Raw genomic sequence first — 22516 nt, 5'->3', positions numbered from 1 at the left:
ACAGTGTTCTTAAAACAGGCCGCATAGTTTTTCAAAGAGCTAAAGTGTTACGAAATTATTAAAAGTGTAAAAAAGTTACAGGATGGGCTTACAAGTATTCAGAATTCTTTTGAAAAGTTCTACAGAAAATATGAAGAGATCGGCAAACATATCGAGAAGGCCCATAATGCCTATCTTATTGGCAACAGCCACATTGAGATATATAAGCGTAGGTTGGATAGTACACTTAAGTTGGAAGAATTCCAGGAAGATGTTGAGTTACTGACAAAAGACTCGACAGGTGATTAAATAGAAGTGTCAGAAAAAGCATTGGTGGAGATGAGGGGGATCGAACCCCTGACCTCGGCATTGCGAACGCCGCGCTCTCCCAACTGAGCTACATCCCCGACATTCTATTTTCATAAGCGTTCAGCAATCAGCCGTCAGCTATCAGTAAGACAGGTTTTAGCTGATAGCTGACGGCTGATTGCTTACGGCTCACCATATATTATCCGGTTGGTATCTGTCAAGAAATTTGCACCGTCTTTTGTGATTCAGACACTGGACTTCAGACATTAGACTGAAGGGGAGGAAATGCTCAGAGATTACTCAAAGATAAAGGGTTAATTTCCTATATAGAAAAGTCTGGCGTCTAAAGTCTGAAGTCCAGTGTCTGAATCGCAGCACCGTCTTGGAATCTGATAAAATGCCTGGTAGGAAAAAGGCTTTTTATTCTTGACAACCACTGTTTTTTATTATACTCCCCCTTATCTGAAGCGGACCTTCAGAAATCAAACAGATATACTGTTTTAGTTTGGAAAACAGAGGGAATCTTAACATACAACCGTAAAGGAGTCCTACTATGGCAAAAATCGATGCCTTTTTCCAGTTGATGCATGAACAGGGTGCCTCAGACCTGCACCTTGTGTCCGGGCAGCAGCCGGTCATCAGGATACGGGGTGAGATGGAACGGATAAAGTTTGATGTGCTAGAGAATGATGGCTTGAAGGCTATGCTCTATGAGATCGCACCCGAACATAAGATCAAGCAATTTGAAGAAACCGGAGATGTAGATTTTGCCTATGAGATCCCCGGGCTTGCCCGGTACAGGGCCAATTTCTTCGAGCAAAAATTTGGTGTGGCGGCTGTTTTCAGAGAGATCCCCAGTAAGATAGCATCTGCCCAGGAGTTAGGCCTCCCCCCTGTCGTTTCCAAGCTGGCCACTCTCCCGAGGGGTCTCGTACTGGTGACAGGACCTACGGGAAGCGGAAAATCAACAACCCTTGCGGCTATCATTGATGAGGCAAACCGTACCCGTAAGGATCACATCATTACCGTTGAAGATCCTATCGAGTTTGTTCACCAGAGCCAGAGCTGTATTGTAAACCACAGGGAAGTCGGTATCCACACCAAGAGCTTTGCTGCTGCCCTTCGTGGTGCCCTACGTGAGGACCCGGATATCATCCTGGTGGGCGAGCTGCGTGATCTTGAAACCATATCCCTGGCCGTCGAAGCCGCATCCACGGGACACCTTGTCTTTGGCACCCTCCATACCACGAGTGCTGCCAAGACCGTTGATCGGGTTGTAGAGGTTTTCCCTGCCGAGGAACAGATGCAGATCAGGTCTACCCTGGCTGACGGTATCCGGGCGGTCATTTCCCAGGTCCTCTTCAGGCGGATTGACAAGAAGGGACGTTGTGCAGCCCTTGAGATCCTGATTGCCAACTCGGCGGTACGGAACCTGATCCGGGAGTCCAAGACCTTTCAGATCCCTTCTATGATTCAAACGGGCAAAAAATACGGTATGCAACTGTTAGATGATGGCATCATGGATATCTACAACCGGGGCTGGATCAGTGTAGATGAGGCATACATGAAGTGTAACGACAAGACTCGGTTCAGGCCCTTTTTAAAATCGCCACCTACAGATTTTACCGAAGTGTAACGGTTGAATGGCAGTGCAACAATCTGCCCGTCGTCAATAGTGCGGCATCCATGTCGAGGAAAGCGTGATGAGAAAACAGGAAATTGATTATATACTGACCAAAATGCTCGATGCCCATAAAAATGTCTCTGACTTGAACATCACGGTGGGTAAGCATTTTCAGGTGGAAAGCTCCGGACAATTGACCGGTGTGGAGCTTGATCCTCCCCTTCAGACGCTAACCCCTTTTCAAACGGAGATATTCGCCCTGAACCTGATAAACCAGGACCGCCGTCTCTTAGAGACACTCGTCACGCAGGGTTCATGCGATTCTTCTTACGAACTACCCGGCAAGGCCCGCTTCCGGGTCAACATCTTTTCCCAGCGGGGGAATTACTCCGTCGTCCTCAGAAAACTTGAGACCAGAATTCCCACCTGCGAGGAATTGAATCTTCCCGAGGCCTTTTACAAGATAGCGAAGGAGAAAAACGGGATTATCCTCGTCACCGGCGCAACAGGTAGTGGTAAATCCACCTCACTGGCTGGGGTATTAAACGAGATTAACGAGCAGCAATCCGTTCATGTCGTTACCCTTGAGGATCCGGTGGAATTCGCCCATCCTCATAAGAAGGCAACCTTTAACCAGCGGGAGATGGGAACCGATTTCGACACCTTTGCCAATGGTCTTCGTGCCGCTCTCAGACAGGCGCCAAAGGTCATCCTCGTGGGCGAGATGCGGGACAGGGAAACTGTGGAGATCGGCCTCTCCGCCGCAGAAACGGGGCATCTTGTGTTGAGCACGCTTCACACGGTTGATGCCGGTCAGACGATTAATCGGATACTGGGTATGTTTTCCACAGAGGAAGAAAACCAGGTGCGGATCCGTCTGGCTGATACGGTGCGCTGGATTGTATGCCAGAGACTTCTCCCCAAAGAGGGTGGGGGCCGGGTGGCAGCCTTTGAAGTCATGGGCACAAACCTGCGTGTCAAGGATACCATCCTGCATGGAGAATCAGAGGGAAAAATGTTTTATGAGATTATCCAGGCAGGCAAGGCCTTTGGCATGATTACATTTGACGATTATATTGTCGAGTTGTACAAGAATGGTCTTGTCAGTGAAGATACTGCCAAGGCCTATGCATCCAACAAGGGGATTGTTGGCCGTGGCATTGATTCGGTAAAGAGCGCCAGGGGAGAGGCCACAACAGATATTAGTAAGCTTGAAGTTGATACTGATTATGGAAAACCGAAAATGAAATGGTAGCCGCAGTAACCGCAGGCTTTAGCCTGCGTTATGCTGTGTTATACGAGCCTGAGCCAGCAGGAAAAGGGATACCATGGAAGAGGAGAAGACCCTTTTAAGCGAGGTGGCATCAGATACGTACGATGCCGCAGATAGGCCGTTTGATTTTCTCGAGACAGGCGGTGAAACAGCCTTGATCTGCGAACCCGATCCATCTACGAGGGAAAAGATCAGCAATATCCTGAAGAGCCTCGGCTACCGGATTACAGAGCCAACATCCGCACGTGATGCCCTCAAGAGGATGCGGTTTCATGTCTATGATCTGGTTGTCTTGAATGAAAATTTTGACACGGGGGATGCGGACAACAATGATGTGCTCAATTATTTAAGCAGCCTTTCCATGAGTATTAGGAGACAGATCTTTGTGGCCCTTGTTAGTGATAGATTCCGCACCATGGATAACATGGCGGCCTTTAACAGGAGCGTCAATATTGTCATCAACCCAGAAAGCATAGATGATATTGGCCCGATCATCCAGCGTGGCACTACTGACAACACGGCCTTTTATCACGTCTTCCGGGAGATACTCAGGAAAAAGGGACGGATCTGATTTCTCATCTTAGGGATCCGGCCCTCTGGCGGGCCGCCGCCGCTGTTTCCGCTTCCTTGAGCTTTCCCTGCCCTCAGATATGCCCCACCCAGCTCACCGAGTAACCCCATATCCTCTTCAAAAGAGCCTGTATCCACCGCAGAGACGCGAAGGACGCAGAGATAGATGTTTTTCTCTTTGCCGTTGAGAGGACGGCAAAGAGAAACTACTCAGCTTTTTGTTTTCCGGCCTCTCAACGGCAAACAAAAAAAGAGGTAACCTCTGCGTACTCTGCGCCTTTGCGGTGAAAAAGCCCAACCGCACAGGTTGAAAGTCTTTGACAGACAACGGCCGTTTGTAGTACTCTTTTTTACCCCCTCATAAGGGGAGATAAATGGAGGTAACCGATCATGGCGAAGAAATTAACTCTGTACAACGATATCCCCTGCCGTTATTTTTTTAAATCCGGTAAAAAGAACACGAAAGCGGTAATGGAAGCTGTTTCAAGACGGTGCAGGGAGCTTTCGATCGGAAAGGTCCTGGTTGCTACATGCAGTGGGAAGACCGCATTCGAGGCTTTAAAAGCCCTTGATCCAGGTATTAAGATCATTGCTGTAACCCATGTGACGGGGTTTGTGAAACCAGATTTTCAGGAGTTGAGCGACATGGACCGGCAGGAGTTACAATCAAAGGGCGTGACGGTGCTGACCTGCCAGCATGTCTTTGGCGGGGTTGGTCGTGGTGTGAGAAGGAAACTCGCCACATATCAGGTAGATGAAATTATGGCCTATACCCTTCGTATATTCGGCCAGGGCACCAAGGTGGCCATCGAATTGGCCCTGATGGCCGCTGATGCTGGTCTGGTGAGAACTGATGAAGATGTGATCTCTATCGGAGGCACTGCCGGCGGCGCCGATACCGCTCTGGTCATCCAACCGGCCAACAGCGCCGATATCTTTGCTCTAAAAGTGAAAGAGGTGATCTGCAAGCCTGCAGTGTTTTAAGAGGAGAAGGATAATGAGAAAGATGTTCTGGATAATCCTCGGCATTGTTTTATTGTGGTCTATCCCCGGATGGGCTGAGAACTATACAGTAAGGGGAGAGATGGTGTCGAATATAAGTTATGAACTGCGGGAACGGGTAACAGCCGGTGAGGGTATCAGGAAATTAGCGCTGAGCTTTGTATTACCCCAGACCTTTCAATCGCCTACCTATTGCCAGGAAGTCAGGGCAATTGACCTTGCTTTTTCGCCCGAACCGGAGGAGAAGAAAACCAGTGCCGATGAACGGGGCAACCAGATTGTTGTCGCCACCTGGGCGAAGTCCCCTGATGTCATTGATGTTCGTCTTTCCTTCAATGCCGTAAACAGGACCGGCCTGCAGGCTCTCGAGACCCAGGCCCCATTTCCTGTTTTAAGGATAGATCAGGGGATCAGGGATTATCTCAAGCCGACTCAGCAGGTACAGGCCGATCATCCCTGCATCCGTGAACTGGCTTCCCGGCTCACTGATGGTGTCAAGACCGAGTTTGATGCTGTGCAGAGGATTATTTCCTGGGTGGTGGATCATGTGCATTATGTGAATCCCCCAGCCCGGTACGATGCTGTCTACTCTCTCGAATCAGGTAAGGGAAATTGCCAGAATTTTTCCCATCTAAGCGCTGCCCTGTTGAGGTCTGTGGGGATTCCGGTTCGGATTATCAATGGCATTACCCTGAAACAACCTTTTGATGTTACCTGGCAGAAAGGTGTCCTCACGTTCAAGATGGGACAGGGCCGCCATTCATGGATCGAAGTCTGGTTCCCCGATCTCGGCTGGGTGCCTTTCGATCCTCAGAATTCCCAGCTTTTTGTTTCCAACCGCTTTATCAGGGTCGAGGTGGGCGTTGACAACAACGAGACTAAAAATGATGGTCTCCTGCGATGGTCGCAAACCGGGGAAGCGGCGGTAAAACCAAAACTCCAGGAGGTCATCAGTGCCGATTTCAAAACCGATCAGGTCAGGGTTCAGGGGGACAAACAGTCCTACGGGCCCAGGAACATTCTTCTTTCCCCGGAGGTGAAGGCGTCCTTCAAGCAGGTTGAGGTAAAGCCTCCCCCGCCTCCGCCGGTAATCCCGGAGGCTGAGAAGCGGGAACTTCGTTATGAGGTGCCTTTTATTTTTGGTAACCTCGAATTTCCCGAAGATGTTGATTTTGCGTTTCCCCGGGTAACCAGTGCCTCCGGTGCAGATCAATTTGAAATGACCCGTAATTTTCTGGTGGAGACTGCTGAATATGTGACCACAAAGGTCACCCAGTATGCCCAGGTTGTCGTCTTGAGGAAACCGGTGAAGCTCCAGAAAGTTGGCCTGGCTCTCCATAGCTTCGGTGGCGATGGTTGGCTCTGGGTGGAGATCTTTTCCGACAGCCATGGCAAGCCGGGGGCACCCATCAGCATCAGCAACATCATTGGCGTGGAGCAATTCTCTCTTAAACCGGGATACCGCTGGGCTGACTTTGATTTCAGCCGGGATAATCCGATTCTCATGCCTGGTTCCTACTGGATCGCCCTGGGTTTTACCGGAAGTCCCATCGTAAACTGGTTTTATACTTACGGCAAACCGGTGGGACCCGCGGACGGAACCCGCTATAAAGGCATCTTCGAGAATGACTGGAGTGGTGCCCTGAATTATGAGTTCAATTACCGACTGATTGGCCTCACGGTGCAGTGAAACCGTAAGGTGGCAAGATCTCTCTGCTAACCCCTCGAGACCTTTGAAAATTGACTTCACAAGGGCTCAAAATCTTTTTTCGACCATGCATCATTTAGTTTCGCTGCGATGGCAGAGCCCCCCTCCCCGAAAAAATCTTTGATTAGCTACGCTGAATCTTCGATCCAGCTCTGCTGATTCTGCAAATTCGCCCTTTCACGAAGCCAATTTTCAATTTTTCAAAGGTTTACCCAGGTTACAAGGTCATTTAGAGTTGTCCTTTCTCGCGCAAAATGGTTCACCGGTGAATCCCAGTCAGGATATCCGAGGGCAACGCCGATGACAACAGATTTATTTTCAGGGATCTTCAATGATTTTCTCAGGACATCCGGGTATCTAACAGAGGCTGCCAAGATGCAGGTACCCAGTCCCCTGTTGTGGGCAAGCAGGCAGATTGTTTGTAAGATAAGCCCTACATCGAGCATGGCATATTCAACGACTAAACTCTTGTCTATGCAGAAAAGGATCAGGCATGGGGCATTGAAAAAGGAGTACATATCAGCGTTATACTGGAGTCGTCCCTGATGGTCTTCCCGGGCAATGGATAGGGAGGTCAGGACGCTTTTCCCTACCTCCGTATATCTCTTTTTCAGGGCTTCGGGCCATTGCTCCGGCATCTTGATTTCTGGTGAGGGCGATACACCCTCCAGTAACTTCTGGCGATTCGCCTCTCTGAGTCTTTTTAGGGCTTCCCCGGTTACCACGTAAATTTCCCAGGGCTGGGTGTTGCCCCATGACGGTGCCCAGCGTGCATCTTCGAGGATTTCACGAACGATTTTTTCTGGAACTTCATCCGCTTTAAACTTACGTATGCTTCTTCTCTGCTGCATGGCTGTCCTTGTATCCATCTTATGCCTCCATAATGACTCCATGATTGGTGAGATAGTAACGCTATGCGCGAGAGAATTATAGAGGGGAAAAGAAATCTTGTCAAAGCATTTGCATGCGGGGTTTCCGTTCACCGCATGGATAAAATGGGCATTATCCAGAGCTCTCAACCTCTCGTTTTTGTCATTTTATTCTTTTAAGCCTGTTCAATACTAATTAAGACTAACCCTACAACGACATTTCTGTTGAACTATAAAACTTGATCTGCTATATCTTTCGGGAAAAGCTGATTGCCGAACTTTGCCGCCAGATAGGTCAACAGAAAATCGTTTTTAGCTGGACTGTGGTTTAAAAAAAATCTGGCCTTACCCCATAGGGATAAGCTGCTGCTCATTGACAAGACGAATCGAAAAATTTCCATCAGCCATCAGGCGGAACTTCTGGACATCTCCCGGTCCAGCATCTACTATGAACCGGTGGTAAATGAGTACGATCTGCTGCTCATGGGGGCACGATCACATGTACTAAAAAACAAAAAAACTGCCCCAGAGTGTAACTTAATTTTTCAAAAAAATTGTCTTGACAATTAGGTCCACCTTATCTTTACCTTGTCATGAGTTTTAATTTCTGGTATTTAGTATCAAATGACATTCGGCCTTCCTCAGAGAGGAAGTGAAAGTTTACACAAAAGGTAGCATCAAATGGAAGAAGACCAGGCGATAAAACTGGCAAAAGAAGTCTTGAGAACAGAGGCCGAAAGCATCCTCCATCTTGTTGATAAAGTGGACCACAATTTTGTCAAAGCGGTTGACATTATCTATAGATCAAAAGGCAGGGTTATCGTAACCGGGATAGGCAAATCTGGACTGGTGGGGAAAAAAATAGTGGCTACCCTGACCAGTACCGGTACTCAGGCCATCTTTCTCCATCCCGTGGAGGGTATGCATGGAGATATCGGCATTGTTACAAAAGATGATGTCATGCTTGCCATCTCTAACAGTGGAGAGACATATGAGCTCAATATGCTCATTAGTAATATTCGAGAGATCGGCACAGTTTTGATCACCTTTACCGGCAGTCCCTCCTCGACCCTTGCCCGATCCAGTGATGTGGTGATTGATGTGGGTGTTGAAAGGGAAGCCTGCCCCTTTGGCTTGGCCCCTACATCAAGCTCTACTGCCTCATTGGCCATGGGAGACGCCCTGGCAGTCGCCCTTATTGAAAAGAGGAATTTCAATGAGAGAGATTTTCACAAATTTCATCCTGGCGGACATCTCGGATTGCGGCTGAGGGCCAAGGTAAGGGATGCCATGATAAGTGGAACAGAAGTACCGAGAGTTTACTCGGGAGCGTTAGCCATCCAGGCAATAGAGGAAATTGACGCCAAAAATAAGGGATTTGTCCTGGTTACAGATAGAAAAAATCAGATGTTAGGAATATTAACTGACGGGGATGTACGACGCTTAGTACGGAAAGGGGAGGATTTCAAGGGCAAAACCATTGATGAGTTAATGACCCGATCTCCCAAAACGATAGAGGAAAATACCTCCCTTGCCCAAACCATAGAATACATGCAGAGGGATGAAATCACTACCCTTGTTGTCGTCAACGAGAAGAATCAGCTCAAAGGTTATGTACATCTTCATGACATCCTGGGAAGGGGGGGAACCCTGAAGATTTCAATTTCTCATTGAACCTCCCTTCCTAAGGGACGCATTCACTTGACATCGGTATTTAAACAAACCATGTAAAGAAGGAATTTCGGTCTTGAAGGGACAGTCGCTTTTTGTACATCAGAATTATTGACCAGGAGGGAAGCGATCTAATGGATTTTAAATTCGGCGAAAAGGAAGAACAGTTAAGAAGGGAAATCAGTGAATTTGCAAGAGAGGAGTTGCCACCAGATTGGCTTGCGGCCATGTTAGAAGAGGAAAACCGGGATGAGGATTGGAAATTTGCCATGACGATGTCCAGAAAGCTTGCAAAAAAGGGTTGGCTTACCATGTCCTGGCCGGTAGAATATGGTGGTAAAGGCGCTTCTCTATGGGAGCAATTCGTATATTCTGAAGAGGCAGCATACTGGGGGATACCGGGTGTTACAATGGGAATCAGCGGAGTGGACTGGGTGGGTCCCTCCCTGATGGTGTTTGGCTCAGAGGAGCTTAAGAAAAAGCACCTCCCCCTTATCGCCTTAGGAGAACCAGATGGCGTCTGGTGCACGGGCTATAGTGAACCCAATGCCGGTAGCGATTTTGCCAATATTCGAACCCGTGCTGTAAGGGATGGAGATGAGTACATCATCAATGGACAGAAGATATGGACCAGCGCCGCTCACAGGGCAAGGTGGTGCTGGCTTGCAGTCAGAACTGACCTCAGTGCCCCCAAAAAACACCAGGGGATCAGTGTTATTATTGTGGATATGAAGAGCAAGGGAGTTACGGTAAGACCCCTGATAAACTACGCTGGGTACCATATATTCAATGAGGTCTTCTTCGATGATGTGAGGGTTCCCGTGACAAATCTGGTGGGGAAGGAAAATAATGGGTGGCATCAATTGATGCACTCTCTGGGGTTCGAGAGAGGGAGTGTCGCCGGCAGGGGTTGTGGATACAACAGAAGGATACTGGACGAACTTATCCAATACACAAGAGAGAAGCATCTCTTCCGGCAGGAAGAAATCCGTCATAAGTTGGCCGATATGGCTATAATGATCGAAACACAGAGGATCCTTGTCTGTGAAACAATCTGGAAGATGAGCAGGGGAATTAATCCAGTTTACGAACCATCGAGAGACAAGGTTTACAATGACCAGATATTGGAGCGGCTGGCTATAATTGGCACGGAGATTCTGGGAATGTATTCGCAAATGGATCCACTACAGCGAAAATCTAAATGGACCAAACTCAAAGGTTGTGTGGAAGCCCTTTACTGGTTATTCCCCGGGATAGCAAGTGCTTCCGGAACCGATGAGGTGGAGATGAACATCATCGGCCAATTTGGCCTGAAATTGCCCAAATCGTATTAGATATCAGGAGGAGCGCCAGATGGATTTTGATTTCTCGGAAGATCAGATGATGATCATGGATTCAGCGAGGAAATTCCTGGAGAAGGAATGCCCCAAAGACAAAATAAGAAAGTTAAAAGAAGATGAACTGGGGTACGATCGAGAGATGTGGCAAAAGATGGTAGAATTAGGATGGATGGGGCTTATCCTGCCTGAGAAGTATGGGGGAACGGGATTGGCGTATATGGATCTGGTGGTCTTGATGGAGGAAATGGGCAGGAATATTCTCCCCGCCCCCTTCTTTCCCACAGTAGCTCTCTGCGCCCTTCCTATTCTGGAATATGGTAGCGCTGAGCAGAGGGAGAAGATACTCCCTGAAATAGCCAATGGGGAAAAGATATGGACCCTTGCCCTGACAGAAGAGTCAGCTACTTATGAAGCCTCGGGAATTGAACTTTGCGCTAATTTAGAGGGAGATTATTACCTCCTTTCCGGCACGAAACTCTTTGTCCCCTGTGCCCATGTGGCTGATTACCTGCTGGTCGTGGGCCGGACTGATCAGAAAGGAACCCCGGAGGAGGGGATCACGGTATTCATCGTGGATGCCAAAAGCCCCGGCATAAATACGGAGGTCATCCCCACTGTGGCACATGACAAGCAGTGTGAGGTAAGATTCGACAGGGTGAGGGTTCCCCGGGGCAATGTCCTGGGAGAGGTGAACAAAGGTTGGGATATAGTGGAATTTATCCTCCAGCATGGATCTGTCTTAAAATGCGCCGAGATGTTGGGTGGGGTTGAAGCGGTCCTGGAGATGACGAACAACTACGCTAAAGAGAGGGTCCAGTTTGATAAACCTATCGGCTCTTTTCAGGCAATTCAACATAAATTGGCCCAGATGCTTATCGAGGTTGAAGGATTACGGTATCTCACCTACGAGGCAGCGTGGCACATCGGCACGGGAATGCCATCCAAGTTGCTAATTTCAATGGTCAAGACAAAGGCAAATGAAGTTTACCAGCGTGTCTGTTTGGATGGTGTTAAGATCCATGGAGCAGTAGGATTCACGGAAGAACTTGATCTCGGTCTGTACTTTCTCCGTACCAAGGCCTCGGAATTTACCTTAGGGGGTGGAGGTTTCCATAGGGAAAGGATAGCCTGTGAACTGGAGCAACTTCAACCCCTGTTTATGAGGTAAGCGTTCAGATCAAATCCACCGCCTAATTTTGTAAGTAGATGATGAATTTTCTTTGTAACTACTGCGGATTAAAAATACGGGGGGTGTCAAGAACAAATGAATTGTCCGCTTTTGTAGCAAATGAATTGTCCGCTTTTTCTGCTCTTCAAGGGGTGCTATTTGAGAACAGGAGGTGAGCGGCGGATGTTCGCTTTCCTCGCCAGTTATTCTTGTGCAGGAGTTATCCACAGCCATTTTCCCGCAGCCCTTGCGGAGCATGGCGGGAAATATGGTTGTGGGTAACTCCGTTGGGTTACGCCGCCTTATTGGTTGTTACTTCCAGGAGTTCCCCTGGCATCTCTGTCCGTCTCATTTGTCACCTCCATCGGTGACTATAACAAACCGGACAGATTGTGTGCTACAAACCGGACAGATCATGTGTTACTAACACATAAAAGAAGGGGGGGGTGATGTCTGGCCAATATGATTTGCGTGAGTTCAACACAAGTCAAGTGTTAGGGGTACCTTTTTTGTAAACCTTTAATTTGAAGACCGGTGGAGCCGGTCTTAGGAGGTGGAGCATGAGTGCACAAGCGGCTAGCCCGGGAAAAGCGGGTTTGGGCATGGGAAGGTTTGCCATGCAAACATCACAAGAGATATTTGGAGCGATTTTTGCGTATTATGCAGGTCTTAAGAAAGCGAAGGAGGAAGGTAGACCGATAATCTGGGCAGACGGACTGCTACCGAGAGAGATCTTTCACGCGGTAGATGCAACAGTAGTTCATCTGGAGCACCTTCCATTCATCATGGGGTTCCAGGCTCTAGGGAGCCATTACACACAAATAGCCGAAGAGCACGGATTTTCAAAAGACGTCTGTGCCTTCCACAGGTGTTTTCTCGGGTGTGGGGTCGCCCAGGAAAACGAAAGGGAAACGGTGTGGGACCAATGGCATGTTGCACCCGACCTTATAATAGGGGGCAATTACCCCTGCATGTCTCAGACGAAGTCATTCATGTACCTGGTTGATCATTATAATATCCCATACCATTTCGTCGATGTCCCGATAAACACATGGGGGACGGAGCCTCCCGATTATGCCATTGAGTATACGGCCGGCCAGTTGAAGGGCGCTCTTGACTTCTTAGGCAGACAGGGATTCAAGGTAGACTGGGATAAGCTCAAAGAAACCGTTCGCCTTTCGAAGAAGACCCTTTTACTCTGGAAGGAAATAAACGACCTGAGAAAGATCCCCCCTACGGTTATGAGCGCAATGGATGGCCTTGTCACGGCCCTTATACTGACTCAAGTACTGCCCCCGGCGCAACTGAACACATTGTTTGAAAAGGAACTCAAAGAGCTAAAAGAGAAGAAAGAAAAAAAGGAAGCCCTCCTTGAAGACGAAAAAGCGAGATTGATGTTTGTGGGAGTACCGCTACTGTTTAACATGCAACTTTTCGATTCCGTGGAGAGATATGGCGCTGTTTTCGTCACAGAAATGGTCGAGTGTGCTACGGGAGGGGCATTCGATCCTTCGTACATAGATCCTGAGAAGCCCCTTGAGAGTCTCGCTTACAAGCTGCTTACCGATGTACTCAACCCGATAACCACCAACATGATTGAACACGTTGTGCAGGATGTGAAGGATTTTAAGATCGACGGGGTTGTATCGGTGGTCAAGAGGAGTTGCGGTCTCTTACCCGGATTTATGAGACAGATCAAAGATGCCGTCTATAAAGAGACCGGCGTACCTACCACGATCTTCGACTTAGATGGTATAGATTCAAGAGAATACGACGATGTCGCCATCAGTTCCAAACTTGATTCCTTTATCGAGACCCTGCTCGCAAGCAAAAGTTAATTCCTCAAACGAACTTGAGTTCTTACGATGGTCAAACTATGCCCACTCATTGAGAATTCACACCAAAAGGAGGTTAAACAATGGGATCTATAGATGTAATGAGGGATATCGCCAACAATCCCCAACAGATAATAAAAGATTGGAAAGCAGACGGGAAGAAGGTGGTTGGACATAGGTGTATCTATGTCCCAGAAGAGATAATCCATGCGGCCGGTATGTTGCCCTGGCCTACCTTTGGTACACCTGAGCCTATTACAAAAGCCGATTCGTATTTTCAACCGTGTGTCTGTGAGTTCATCAGGAACATTTTTGACCTCGGTATGGACCAAAAGTTTGACTTTCTCGATTATCTGGTGTTGTGCAACACCTGTGACGGAGTGAGACATCTCAAGGGCATGTGGTCCACCTATATCGATTCGGTGCCCTGTTATATGTTCAACAACCCACAGAAGCTGTACGATGAAGCAGGGCTCAAATTCTATCGTCATGAGCTGGAGAAGTTTAAAGAATTGATGGAAAACGTGAGTGGAACCAAGGTAACCGATGCATCCTTAAAGAAATCAATAGAGCTCTTTGATGAGACAAGGGGATTGCTAAAGGAGCTGAATGATTTAAGGAAGAGGGATGTACCGCCCATTTCGGGTGTCGAAGCCCTATCCATAGCGATGGCATCTGCGCTGATGCCAAAGGAAAAGGCTAACCCCCTGTTGAGACAGCTCATCGCCGAAGTGAAGACAAGAGAAATTGACGGCGCGGATCGTCCAAGGATCTTGATCACAGGAAGCATTATAGACAACCCAGGACTGATCCAGCTCGTGGAAGATATGGGAGGGATGGTGGTGGCCGATGATTTGTGTTCAACCACGAAGTACTACTGGTATCAAACGAAGCCGAATAAGGATCCGATGGATGCGATAGTGAAGTTCAACATGGAGCGGCCTGTTTGTGCGTGTATGCATCCAACGGAAAAAAGGTATGATTACCTTCATGAGCTTGCCAGGGAGTTCAACGTTGACGGTATTATCTACTTCCTAATAAAGTACTGTCATCCCTATACCTATGAATCAACAATCCATAAGGAAAAGCTGGAGGAAGAGACACCGGTTTTAGCGCTCGAAGTGGATCACAGCCTTTCTGGCTTCGGGCAGTTGAGAACCAGGGTACAGGCTTTCATAGAAATGCTGTAAAGTTAAATAAAAGAGGAGGTAGAATTGGTAATGATAACAGCAGGGATAGATGCAGGATCGCTGACAACAAAGGTTGTGCTATTGAATATGGACAGGATCATGTCGCACAAAGTGCTTCCTACCGGTGTGAATGCCTCAGAGGCTATTCAAAAGGCGATGGATGCTGTGATAGAAGACGCCAGTATTTCACTTCAGGACGTAGAATCTATTGTGTGCACAGGCGCTGGAAAGAAAAAAATTCCCTTCGAGTCAGGACGGGCAACAGAGGTGATGTGTGATGCCAGGGGTGTCCGCCACCTTTACCCAAAAGCAGATGGGGTAATCGACATCGGTGGAGAAAATTGTCGGGCCGTAAAGTGCGATGCCGAAGGAAAGGTACTTGATTTCGCACTGAATGACAAGTGTGCCTCTGGCACGGGCATCTTTTTGGATGCAATGGCCAGGGCATTACGCGTGAAACCAGAAGAGATGGGGGAACTCTCCCTTCAAGCAACACAGGATATTGAAGTTACTTCCATGTGTTCCGTCTTTGCTGAATCCGAAGTGGTATCCATGATCCACAGGAAGACACCGAAAAACGACATCCTGAAAGGCATTCATAAATCTATCGCTTCCAGGATATGTGGTCTGGCAAATAGGATTCTCCTGACGGGGGAAGTGGTTGTTATGGGGGGAATAGCCAAGAACATAGGTGTTGTCACGGCCTTGAGAGAGTTAATGGGTACGGAACTCATAGTCCCAGAAGAACCGGAGATCATAGGCGCCCTCGGCGCCGCTCTACAAGCGCAACAAGGAAGGAGGTTAAGATGATAACCGCGGGGGTAGATGTAGGGTCTTTAACAGGCAAGGCGCTTATAATGAAAGATAACGAGATACTAGGCTGGAGTCTCATTTCTACCGGGCCTGACAGTAGCGAAACCGCCAAAGAAGCTATGGATATAGCTTTAAAGGAAGCAAAGGTTTCCTTTGACGATATAGACTATATCGTATCCACAGGGTACGGAAGGGTCGTCGTCCCTTTTTCCGACAAGAATATTACGGAAATCACATGCCATGCAAAAGGGGCCTACTGGTTCTTTCCCACTGTTCACCTAATACTGGATATGGGTGGGCAGGACTGTAAGGCTATCCGCTGTGACGGAAGGGGAAAGGTCACAAATTTTGCCATGAATGACAAATGCGCTGCTGGCGCCGGAAGATCCATGGAGATCATGGCAGAACTACTGGACACCCCTCTTGCCGAGATGGGAGCCCACTCCCTCGACATAAAGGACAAATTAGCTCTCCTGAGCAGCACCTGTGTTGTCTTTGCAAGGTCGGAGGTTTTGGGATATCTCCATGAAGGAGTCCACAAAAACGATATACTCGCGGGGGCTTGCGAGGCGTTGGCAGACAGGGTTTCTACCCTGTTAAAGAGAGTTGGGATCGAAGGAGACTTCGTTATCAGTGGGGGAATTGCCAAGAATATTGGGGTGGTGAAAAAGGTGGAGGAAAAGGTGGGTCTCAAGGCAAATATATGCTTCGAGCCTCAGATAGTAGGCGCCCTTGGGGCGGCATGTTTTGCAAGGGAAATCCTTGAAAAAAAGGGGGGAAAAGACAACCACCACAAAACTTAAGGCGGTCACACTGCTATAGAGAGCTTTGCAGAAGGGGTTCATCGTGGCTCAAAATCTTTTTTCGCGTCTTGTGAGAGAAATTAATAAACCAACGAGAACAAACGGTGATATAAACATTTGTCATCGAGAAAAAATCTTTGATTCGCCACTCAGAACCCCTTTTGCAAGTTATGCAAAGGTCTCCTATAATGAACGGTGTCTCAGGGGTAATATGGATTTGGATTGGAAACCAAGAGGTCAAGAATGAGAGAGAAATTGGGAGAAATTAGCATCGATAGGATCAAAGATAAATATAAACTACCACCCATACCTGATCTGTTCGCCATAGATGATAGAGGACAGGCACAGGCCTTTAGGCATTCAATGAACAATAAGTCCTATCGTGAGTACGACAAGACCTATTACCAAGCCCATAATGCCTTCTTTGCCGATTTGGATCTCGGCCGATTGTTTAAGCAGTACTTAGATATAGATGAACTCCAGAACCCTCATGGTCAAACCGTGCAAGAGCTTTTCTTTTTTTTGCCCATCGTTACAAGCGTAGTAAGGTTTCGCCAGGATATACTACGGGACTTTATTGCAGAAGAAGGATTAAGTCAGATCATTGAAGAGGCTATCAAGACTCTCAAGAAAGGTCTTTCTGGAATTGGTTTTTCTGCCACGAGTAGGGGACTTCTATTACCTTATTCAAGATTACTAAGAGATTATGAACACGTTCTAAACGAGCTTATAGAAAAACTTGGCTCCAAGAACTCTGAGGGTTTGCGGCAGCTCTCTCAGTTTCTGAAAAAAGCGAAAGAGCATCCAGACATGAAGATCTGGAAGGATTATGATAAAAAGATCGAGGAAGAGGTGCCATTCTATTTGGGTTTAAATAGGCGGTTCGACTTTACTCCCATAGCCTTTTCCGTCTTTGGGTTTGAGAATGAATCCAGGGCATTGAGCAAAATGCTTGAGGAAGCGACTGATCGTTTCGGTAAAATACAAACAGATCGTATTGATGGCGAGAGGCTGGAGACCATGGAAGTAACCTTGAATTCTCGAAACCAGCACATCAGGATTCCACTGATGGATGCCTTTGTACAGATAATGATGCAGGTGTTTGGTAACCCCTTTGAAGGGTTAGAAGATCATATACGATACAGTATTGCTGCGTTAAATCAATTGATTTTTTATCGAAAAGCTGCCGCGCTATTTTTTCGCTTAACCGCTGAGGGTATACCTTGTGTCTTCCCGGAAGTAAGGGAGATATGTGCCCGACAAACAAAAGCCGAAGAAGTCTATAATTTCCTGATAGAAAAAGAACCGGGTCAGAAATTAGTACCCAATGATATCTTGAACGATGATAAATGGCAGGTAAATATCATTACCGGCGCAAACTATTGTGGTAAAACATGGTATATGAAAACGAGGGGGCTGATTCAATTGATGGGACAAGTGGGGCTATACGTTCCTGCAAGAAATGTCTCCTTGAGTGTAGTTGATCATGTCTTCACCCATTTTCCCGAGAAAGAAGGTGCGGGGGATATTGAGAGTAGGTACTCTTGGGAGCTTGAACGTGCTAAAAGGATCTTTACTTATGCGACCCCTTATAGCTTAGCCCTCTTTGACGAACCTTGTTCAGGCACGAGTTATCAGGAAGGGCTGTCGCAAACATGCACTTTTATAAGAATATCCCAACGGATTGGTATGACGGCATATTTTACTACCCATATGCATGAAATAGCCGAGGGTGTGGAAGAGAACAAAGGGGTGTATCCAAATTGCGAGAATCTATGCGTCGTGACCGAGCAGACGAGCCACGGGCCCCGCTATACGTATAGAGTTGTAGCGGGAAGGGCTGGTCATAGTGGAGCGGCTCAGTTAGCAGAAGCCAAAGCATGCGATGAAAGAGCTTTACAGAAGCTACTGGACGGAAGAATACTCACCAACTCTCTGCCACTGCTTTAACCGAAGTTATCGTCAAACCGAATGCGATAGGGTGTGTCAGGCGAAAATCTTTCTTTTGAGAGAGGATATCTCCTGGTCAAAGGAGGTCATACTACAAGCACATCTCTCCTCCCATATCCGGTATATCAGGCTTGCATACCTACTAGCGTCATCCTCGCTCAAGCCGTGGTCTTCTTTGATCTGCTGGCCCATGGACTCTATAAATTCATCCTCATCTTGCAATACAATTTCCTTCTTTGCCTTTCTGAACACTTGGGCGAAGATCTTGTCCCCATTGTCAAATTTCTTAAAAAACGCCATATCTATATCCTTTTCTTCCATATCATACCTCCTGATAGATGCAATCTGCAAAGTTTACCATGTATGGGAGATTACGTCACGTTCGCAGACGCTCCGGCAGTTTACCTCGTTCTTGCTACAGCCCGGGTTGAAACCCAAGCACACATAGCTCACTTTACTCTTGACCTTGTCTTTCACCTTTACAACGATATCCCCGTAGTCATCTTCGGCAAGTTCGAGGACATTTTCCGGACAGGCTTCAACACACTTCCCACATCCATCACATTTATCGGTATCAATGACGATATAGTACTCTCCACTACCGTCTGTGTACCCATAGTTGACTATCATAGCATTTATACCTCCGTCAAATAGTCTACGCCAAAGGAACTCGCTTTCCTCCGGCCACTACGAAAAGGCGTTTCTGCCTGTTGCGCTTTCACGAACTTAATTCCAGATACCAAAGCTCAAATGGGAAGTCAATCTCAAAGGCCAAAATTTCATTTAACCTACATTCCGGAGAGGTCAAAATGTCTAAATTATTAATTATATTAGGAATATGTAAATTTTAACCTTTCAATATTACCCCCAATAGGGTTTATAGTCAAAATAGGGCAATCTGGGTGGGAGACTACAATACAAAGAATCTCATTGATGCGGAGAAGGCATTCTGGGTAATCGGTGGAAGCAAAAAGGGTGTCATGGCAGAAAGGGCAAAATGGGCGTTTGAGAAGCGGGATGAGGCGGAAAGATTTATGAGAGAAAACGGTGGAAAGCTTGCCACATTTGAGGAGGCGATGAAAGCCGCATATGAAGACATGTATCAGGATACAAAGATGATACGGGAAATGAGAAAAATGAAGAAGATGATGATGGAGATGGAACACAGGCACTGAAGTGTCAGATGATTTCCGCGGGGAACAATCGGTCATAGAGGAATGGGAAGTTGTCCTTCCCCGTGGCGAGTATGAGGGTGAGAGGCATGACCTCCTTTCCCAGGGTGAGCATACTTTGGGCCGTCTCCCGGATGTCCCACTGGGCATGACGATCTGCCCGAATGCGGGCGATGTGGTAAAGTTCCCTCGCATTGATCTTCATGGCGATCCGCTTGCGGTGGGCGTTGGTGAGGATATAGCCTGCCGCTTGCGGTGCAACTTTTCTGATATGATCATAAGCTTCCTCTGTGCGCTCGATGATCTCCATGAACTGCCTTTCCATGCCGGTTTCAGCTATGGCGAGCGGGATGGTCACGCCGAGAGTTGGATCGTAGTCCTGGCAGGTGATGGTGGCCATGCGATGTCTCTTCAACTGGGCAAAACAGCTTGCGCTCACGGTCAGTTCGAAGTGGAGGTCCACATTTTCAAATTCCCTCAGGGCGGGATCGTACGGTTGCATATAACGGAAGGCCGTTTTCAGAAAATCCTTCTTTTCCTCCCCTCCCATAAGGGAAACGATATCGAGGCATTGGACCATGGGGATGTTTGATGAAGAGTGGATCAGTGAGGCCACAATTCTCTCGTCAGCCCCCGGTGTGGCATAGAGAAGAACTACCTGTCTGCGTGCATCGCACAGGCAGGCCTGATCATGTCCGGATGGAGCACCTTTCTCTCCCTTGCCCCTTGCCCCCTGTCTATTACCCCATTTCGTCATGAGCCCCTCTGTTTTTTCTTTCAATGCCTGCCTCGTTACACGATCATAAGCCGTGGCCTTGGTATACCGGACGAGGGAGGGAGCAATATCCTTCGTTGCTTCGTAGAGACGATGGCTGAATTCCCCTGCCTCGGCCAGTGGATGGGCCGCCAGGCGTCTGAGCATAAGTTCCAGATTCCTGGCATTTAAGGTCATTCCGAGCTGGGTCATGGTGGCGAGGGAGATGATATACCTCGCATCTTCCTTGGCCCATCCTTCGAGGGTGGAGCGGTTTGCCGGGTCCCTGGCCAGGTTTCTGTGTTTTTCAAAAACGTAGGGTTTCAGGTGTTCATACAGAGCATGGTAAAACCGGTTCTGCTCCCCGATGGTTCTGACAAAGGTTTCTTCGAGACCGGCCTGTTTGATCTCTGCGGGGAGGACAAAATCGTCTTTCAGGAGGATGTACCGCTGGGATTTTTCTGTATATGAGCAGAGGCGGCATTTCTCGATCTCCTCGACGATAAGACGGGAAACACCCAGGACATCTATATTGAAAACGGCATGTTCGGCGATGGAACTGTGTCCCATCTCAAAGACGATATTCTGGTTGGATTGTCTCGCCTTTTCCACCTCGCCTAGGGCGATGGTGCGCAGTTCATTAACCGGGCGGGAGTCTCTGCTGATCCGGGCATAGGCGGCGGAGATAGTTTCCGGAGTGAGGTTTTCCACCCCGGGATGTGCTGCCTTGAAGGCACGGATCGTTTCGTGGTCGAGATTATAGCCGGCAAGGATGACCTTCATCGCTATTCTTCCCCTTTCCATTTACCATTTGATGAGTTGTACAGGAAAAAGCTGTCGTCCGAGAAAGCGTTCGCCGATTGCCTGGAAGCGATAGGGAACGTCGGTGACATAAAACTTATAATCCGGCGGCATCCGTTCGGGATTGGAGAGATTCTTTTTCTGTAACAGATTTGCCGCCATTTCTGCCATAGCCTCAGCGGAATCTACCAGCCGGATGTCATTCCCCGCCACCTCCTGGAGGAGCCCCTTGATCAGGGGATAATGGGTGCATCCGAGGACCAGAGTGTCAATATTATCTGTCAGTATGGGTCTCAGGTACTCCTGGGCAGTGAGGCGGGTGACCTGGTGATCCAGCCACCCCTCCTCAACCAGAGGCACAAATAAGGGGCAGGCCCGGGAAACAATCCTGATGTCTGGATTGTACCGGTGAATGGCCCGTTCATAGGCATTACTGTTGATTGTTGCCGGTGTACCGATGACGCCGACGTTTTTTGTGTGCCTTTCAGCAACGGCGCTACGGGCGCCCGCATCAATGACATCTAAAACAGGGACAGGCGATAGACCTGCGACGGCCTGATAGGCGACAGCCGCCATGGTATTGCAGGCAATGATGAGGAGTTTTACCTCCTGTTGCAAGAGGAACTCTGTGATCTGCATGGCATAGTGGGTGATCGTTTCCGAGGATTTCACCCCGTAGGGAACACGGGCCGTGTCACCAAAGTAGATGATGCTTTCAAAAGGAAGTCTTTCCACGAGGGCGCGAACAACGGTAAGTCCACCGACACCAGAGTCAAACACGCCGATCGGTTGGGAGGGGTTGGTTTGCATGGCGCATCCTTCGTTATCTGATCAATTGAGAAGTCAACCCTCTTTAACACAACACTACGATACTATCAAGTCATTCCTGGCCGCCTAACTTAAGTGTCGCGGTGAAACCTGCAACATTATCAGTTCTTGCTCAGCATCCGTTTCACCGCTTTCTCAAGCCCATCCAGGGTCAGCTCAAACATGGGAAATGTTTCACGAATGAGGAAAATGGTGCTGGTATAGGGCCATTCCCATTCGAGTTTTGGGTTAAGCCATACAGAATGGCGAAAAGTCTTGCTGATGAAGCGGAGTCTCTCGATGCTTGGCCTTCCTGATCTCCCTTCAAGATGAATGGAACCGTCAGTTGCCATAAGCTCATAGGGTGCCATGCTCGCATCCCCTACTACGACAAGCCTTGTATCGGGGTCAAGTCGCGCAAGTTCATCAACGAAAAAGGGCTTGCTGCATCTTGGCGGATCTTCCCAGAGTTTGTCGTAGATAGTGTTATGAAAGAAAAAAAATTTAAGATTTTTGAACTGGGCCCTGGCATAGTTAAAGAGTGCCTGAACCATCTCGATATAAGGCTCCATGGACCATCCGCCGTTATCAATTGCCAGAATCACCTTCAGGCGGTCTTTAAGGCGCCGATCAAAAACGATTTCAATTTCTCCGGCGTTTTTCATGGTCTGATAGATGGTTTTGTCAACATTAACCTGATCTTTAGGGCCAATCGGAACCATGTTTCTGAGCCTTTTTAGCGCTTCGCCCATCTGCGACGGGGTAAGGGGGCCGTCCTGTGAATAGTCACGGTATCTTCGATCCATAGCCACCTTAACGGCGGATTTATTGTCCCCCTCGGGGATTGGGAGAAAAACCCTCGCCTTCAGGCGAAGACT

At 48.1% G+C, this 22516-nt stretch carries 20 protein-coding genes and 1 tRNA gene; 14 read left to right on the top strand and 7 right to left on the bottom strand.

Features of this window, described 5'->3' with window-relative positions; genetic code table 11:
- Positions 1-310 precede the first annotated feature (310 nt).
- A tRNA-Ala gene (locus tag QMD03_07075) sits at positions 311-386 on the bottom strand.
- Between the two features lie 455 nt (positions 387-841).
- Here QMD03_07075 and QMD03_07070 point away from each other — a divergent pair.
- The 5 genes from QMD03_07070 to QMD03_07050 all read left to right on the top strand — a co-directional run bounded on the left by QMD03_07070 (position 842) and on the right by QMD03_07050 (position 6447).
- The gene (locus QMD03_07070) at positions 842-1924 is read left to right on the top strand and encodes a type IV pilus twitching motility protein PilT (protein MDI6776986.1); all 1083 of its coding nucleotides are present in this window, start codon (positions 842-844) and stop codon (positions 1922-1924) included.
- Positions 1925-1991: 67 nt separating this feature from the next.
- Positions 1992-3167, top strand: a complete 1176-nt coding sequence (locus tag QMD03_07065) for a PilT/PilU family type 4a pilus ATPase (GenBank protein MDI6776985.1) — start codon at positions 1992-1994, stop codon at positions 3165-3167.
- Positions 3168-3240: 73 nt separating this feature from the next.
- Positions 3241-3756, top strand: coding sequence for a response regulator (locus QMD03_07060; GenBank protein MDI6776984.1), 516 nt, complete (start codon positions 3241-3243; stop codon positions 3754-3756).
- A gap of 389 nt (positions 3757-4145) precedes the next feature.
- A complete protein-coding gene (locus QMD03_07055) occupies positions 4146-4739 on the top strand; it encodes a pyruvate kinase alpha/beta domain-containing protein (protein MDI6776983.1) in 594 nt (197 codons plus the stop codon).
- Positions 4740-4752: 13 nt separating this feature from the next.
- Positions 4753-6447 carry a transglutaminase-like domain-containing protein gene (locus QMD03_07050; GenBank protein MDI6776982.1) on the top strand — a complete coding sequence of 565 codons (1695 nt, stop codon included), beginning with the start codon at positions 4753-4755 and terminating at the stop codon, positions 6445-6447.
- Between the two features lie 218 nt (positions 6448-6665).
- Here QMD03_07050 and QMD03_07045 read toward each other — a convergent pair whose 3' ends face one another.
- Positions 6666-7334, bottom strand: coding sequence for a nitroreductase (locus QMD03_07045; GenBank protein ID MDI6776981.1), 669 nt, complete (start codon positions 7332-7334; stop codon positions 6666-6668).
- 681 nt (positions 7335-8015) lie between these two features.
- Here QMD03_07045 and QMD03_07040 point away from each other — a divergent pair.
- The 8 genes from QMD03_07040 to QMD03_07005 all read left to right on the top strand — a co-directional run bounded on the left by QMD03_07040 (position 8016) and on the right by QMD03_07005 (position 18104).
- On the top strand, positions 8016-9008 hold the full coding sequence (locus QMD03_07040) for a KpsF/GutQ family sugar-phosphate isomerase (GenBank protein ID MDI6776980.1): 993 nt from the start codon (positions 8016-8018) through the stop codon (positions 9006-9008).
- A gap of 131 nt (positions 9009-9139) precedes the next feature.
- Positions 9140-10339: an acyl-CoA dehydrogenase family protein gene (locus QMD03_07035; protein MDI6776979.1), complete on the top strand. Its 1200-nt coding sequence runs from the start codon at positions 9140-9142 to the stop codon at positions 10337-10339.
- A gap of 19 nt (positions 10340-10358) precedes the next feature.
- Entirely contained in the window at positions 10359-11513 is a 1155-nt protein-coding gene (locus QMD03_07030; GenBank protein MDI6776978.1) for an acyl-CoA dehydrogenase family protein, read from the top strand.
- A gap of 560 nt (positions 11514-12073) precedes the next feature.
- The gene (locus QMD03_07025) at positions 12074-13351 is read left to right on the top strand and encodes a 2-hydroxyacyl-CoA dehydratase family protein (protein MDI6776977.1); all 1278 of its coding nucleotides are present in this window, start codon (positions 12074-12076) and stop codon (positions 13349-13351) included.
- An 80-nt stretch (positions 13352-13431) separates the two neighbouring features.
- Positions 13432-14538, top strand: coding sequence for a 2-hydroxyacyl-CoA dehydratase family protein (locus QMD03_07020; protein ID MDI6776976.1), 1107 nt, complete (start codon positions 13432-13434; stop codon positions 14536-14538).
- Between the two features lie 30 nt (positions 14539-14568).
- Entirely contained in the window at positions 14569-15348 is a 780-nt protein-coding gene (locus QMD03_07015) for an acyl-CoA dehydratase activase (GenBank protein ID MDI6776975.1), read from the top strand.
- On the top strand, positions 15345-16154 hold the full coding sequence (locus QMD03_07010) for an acyl-CoA dehydratase activase (protein ID MDI6776974.1): 810 nt from the start codon (positions 15345-15347) through the stop codon (positions 16152-16154). The genes QMD03_07015 and QMD03_07010 overlap by 4 nt, the downstream gene beginning before the upstream one ends.
- 363 nt (positions 16155-16517) lie before the next feature.
- A complete protein-coding gene (locus tag QMD03_07005) occupies positions 16518-18104 on the top strand; it encodes a hypothetical protein (GenBank protein MDI6776973.1) in 1587 nt (528 codons plus the stop codon).
- A gap of 36 nt (positions 18105-18140) precedes the next feature.
- Here QMD03_07005 and QMD03_07000 read toward each other — a convergent pair whose 3' ends face one another.
- Together QMD03_07000 and QMD03_06995 are read right to left on the bottom strand one after the other, a co-directional pair.
- Positions 18141-18425 (bottom strand): hypothetical protein, encoded by a 285-nt coding sequence (locus tag QMD03_07000; protein ID MDI6776972.1) that lies wholly within the window; start codon positions 18423-18425, stop codon positions 18141-18143.
- A 33-nt stretch (positions 18426-18458) separates the two neighbouring features.
- The gene (locus QMD03_06995) at positions 18459-18734 is read right to left on the bottom strand and encodes a 4Fe-4S binding protein (GenBank protein MDI6776971.1); all 276 of its coding nucleotides are present in this window, start codon (positions 18732-18734) and stop codon (positions 18459-18461) included.
- Between the two features lie 266 nt (positions 18735-19000).
- On the opposite strand from QMD03_06995, the gene QMD03_06990 reads away from it, so the two are divergent.
- Entirely contained in the window at positions 19001-19279 is a 279-nt protein-coding gene (locus tag QMD03_06990) for a nitrous oxide reductase accessory protein NosL (protein MDI6776970.1), read from the top strand.
- A 4-nt stretch (positions 19280-19283) separates the two neighbouring features.
- Here the strand turns inward: QMD03_06990 and QMD03_06985 are convergent, their stop codons facing one another.
- The 3 genes from QMD03_06985 to QMD03_06975 form a co-directional block, all read right to left on the bottom strand.
- Complete coding sequence (locus QMD03_06985; GenBank protein MDI6776969.1) at positions 19284-20813, bottom strand: FAD-dependent thymidylate synthase; 1530 nt, start codon at positions 20811-20813, stop codon at positions 19284-19286.
- Between the two features lie 21 nt (positions 20814-20834).
- Positions 20835-21641 carry a glutamate racemase gene (gene murI, locus QMD03_06980; GenBank protein ID MDI6776968.1) on the bottom strand — a complete coding sequence of 269 codons (807 nt, stop codon included), beginning with the start codon at positions 21639-21641 and terminating at the stop codon, positions 20835-20837.
- A 119-nt stretch (positions 21642-21760) separates the two neighbouring features.
- The coding region (locus tag QMD03_06975; protein MDI6776967.1) for a hypothetical protein at positions 21761-22516 on the bottom strand (756 nt) is incomplete at its 5' end.

The organism is Syntrophales bacterium (assembly GCA_030018935.1).
GTDB lineage: Bacteria > Desulfobacterota > Syntrophia > Syntrophales > CG2-30-49-12 > CG2-30-49-12.
The sequence above is the reverse complement of the archived record's forward strand: the minus strand, read 5'-3'. Positions and strand labels throughout refer to the sequence as shown.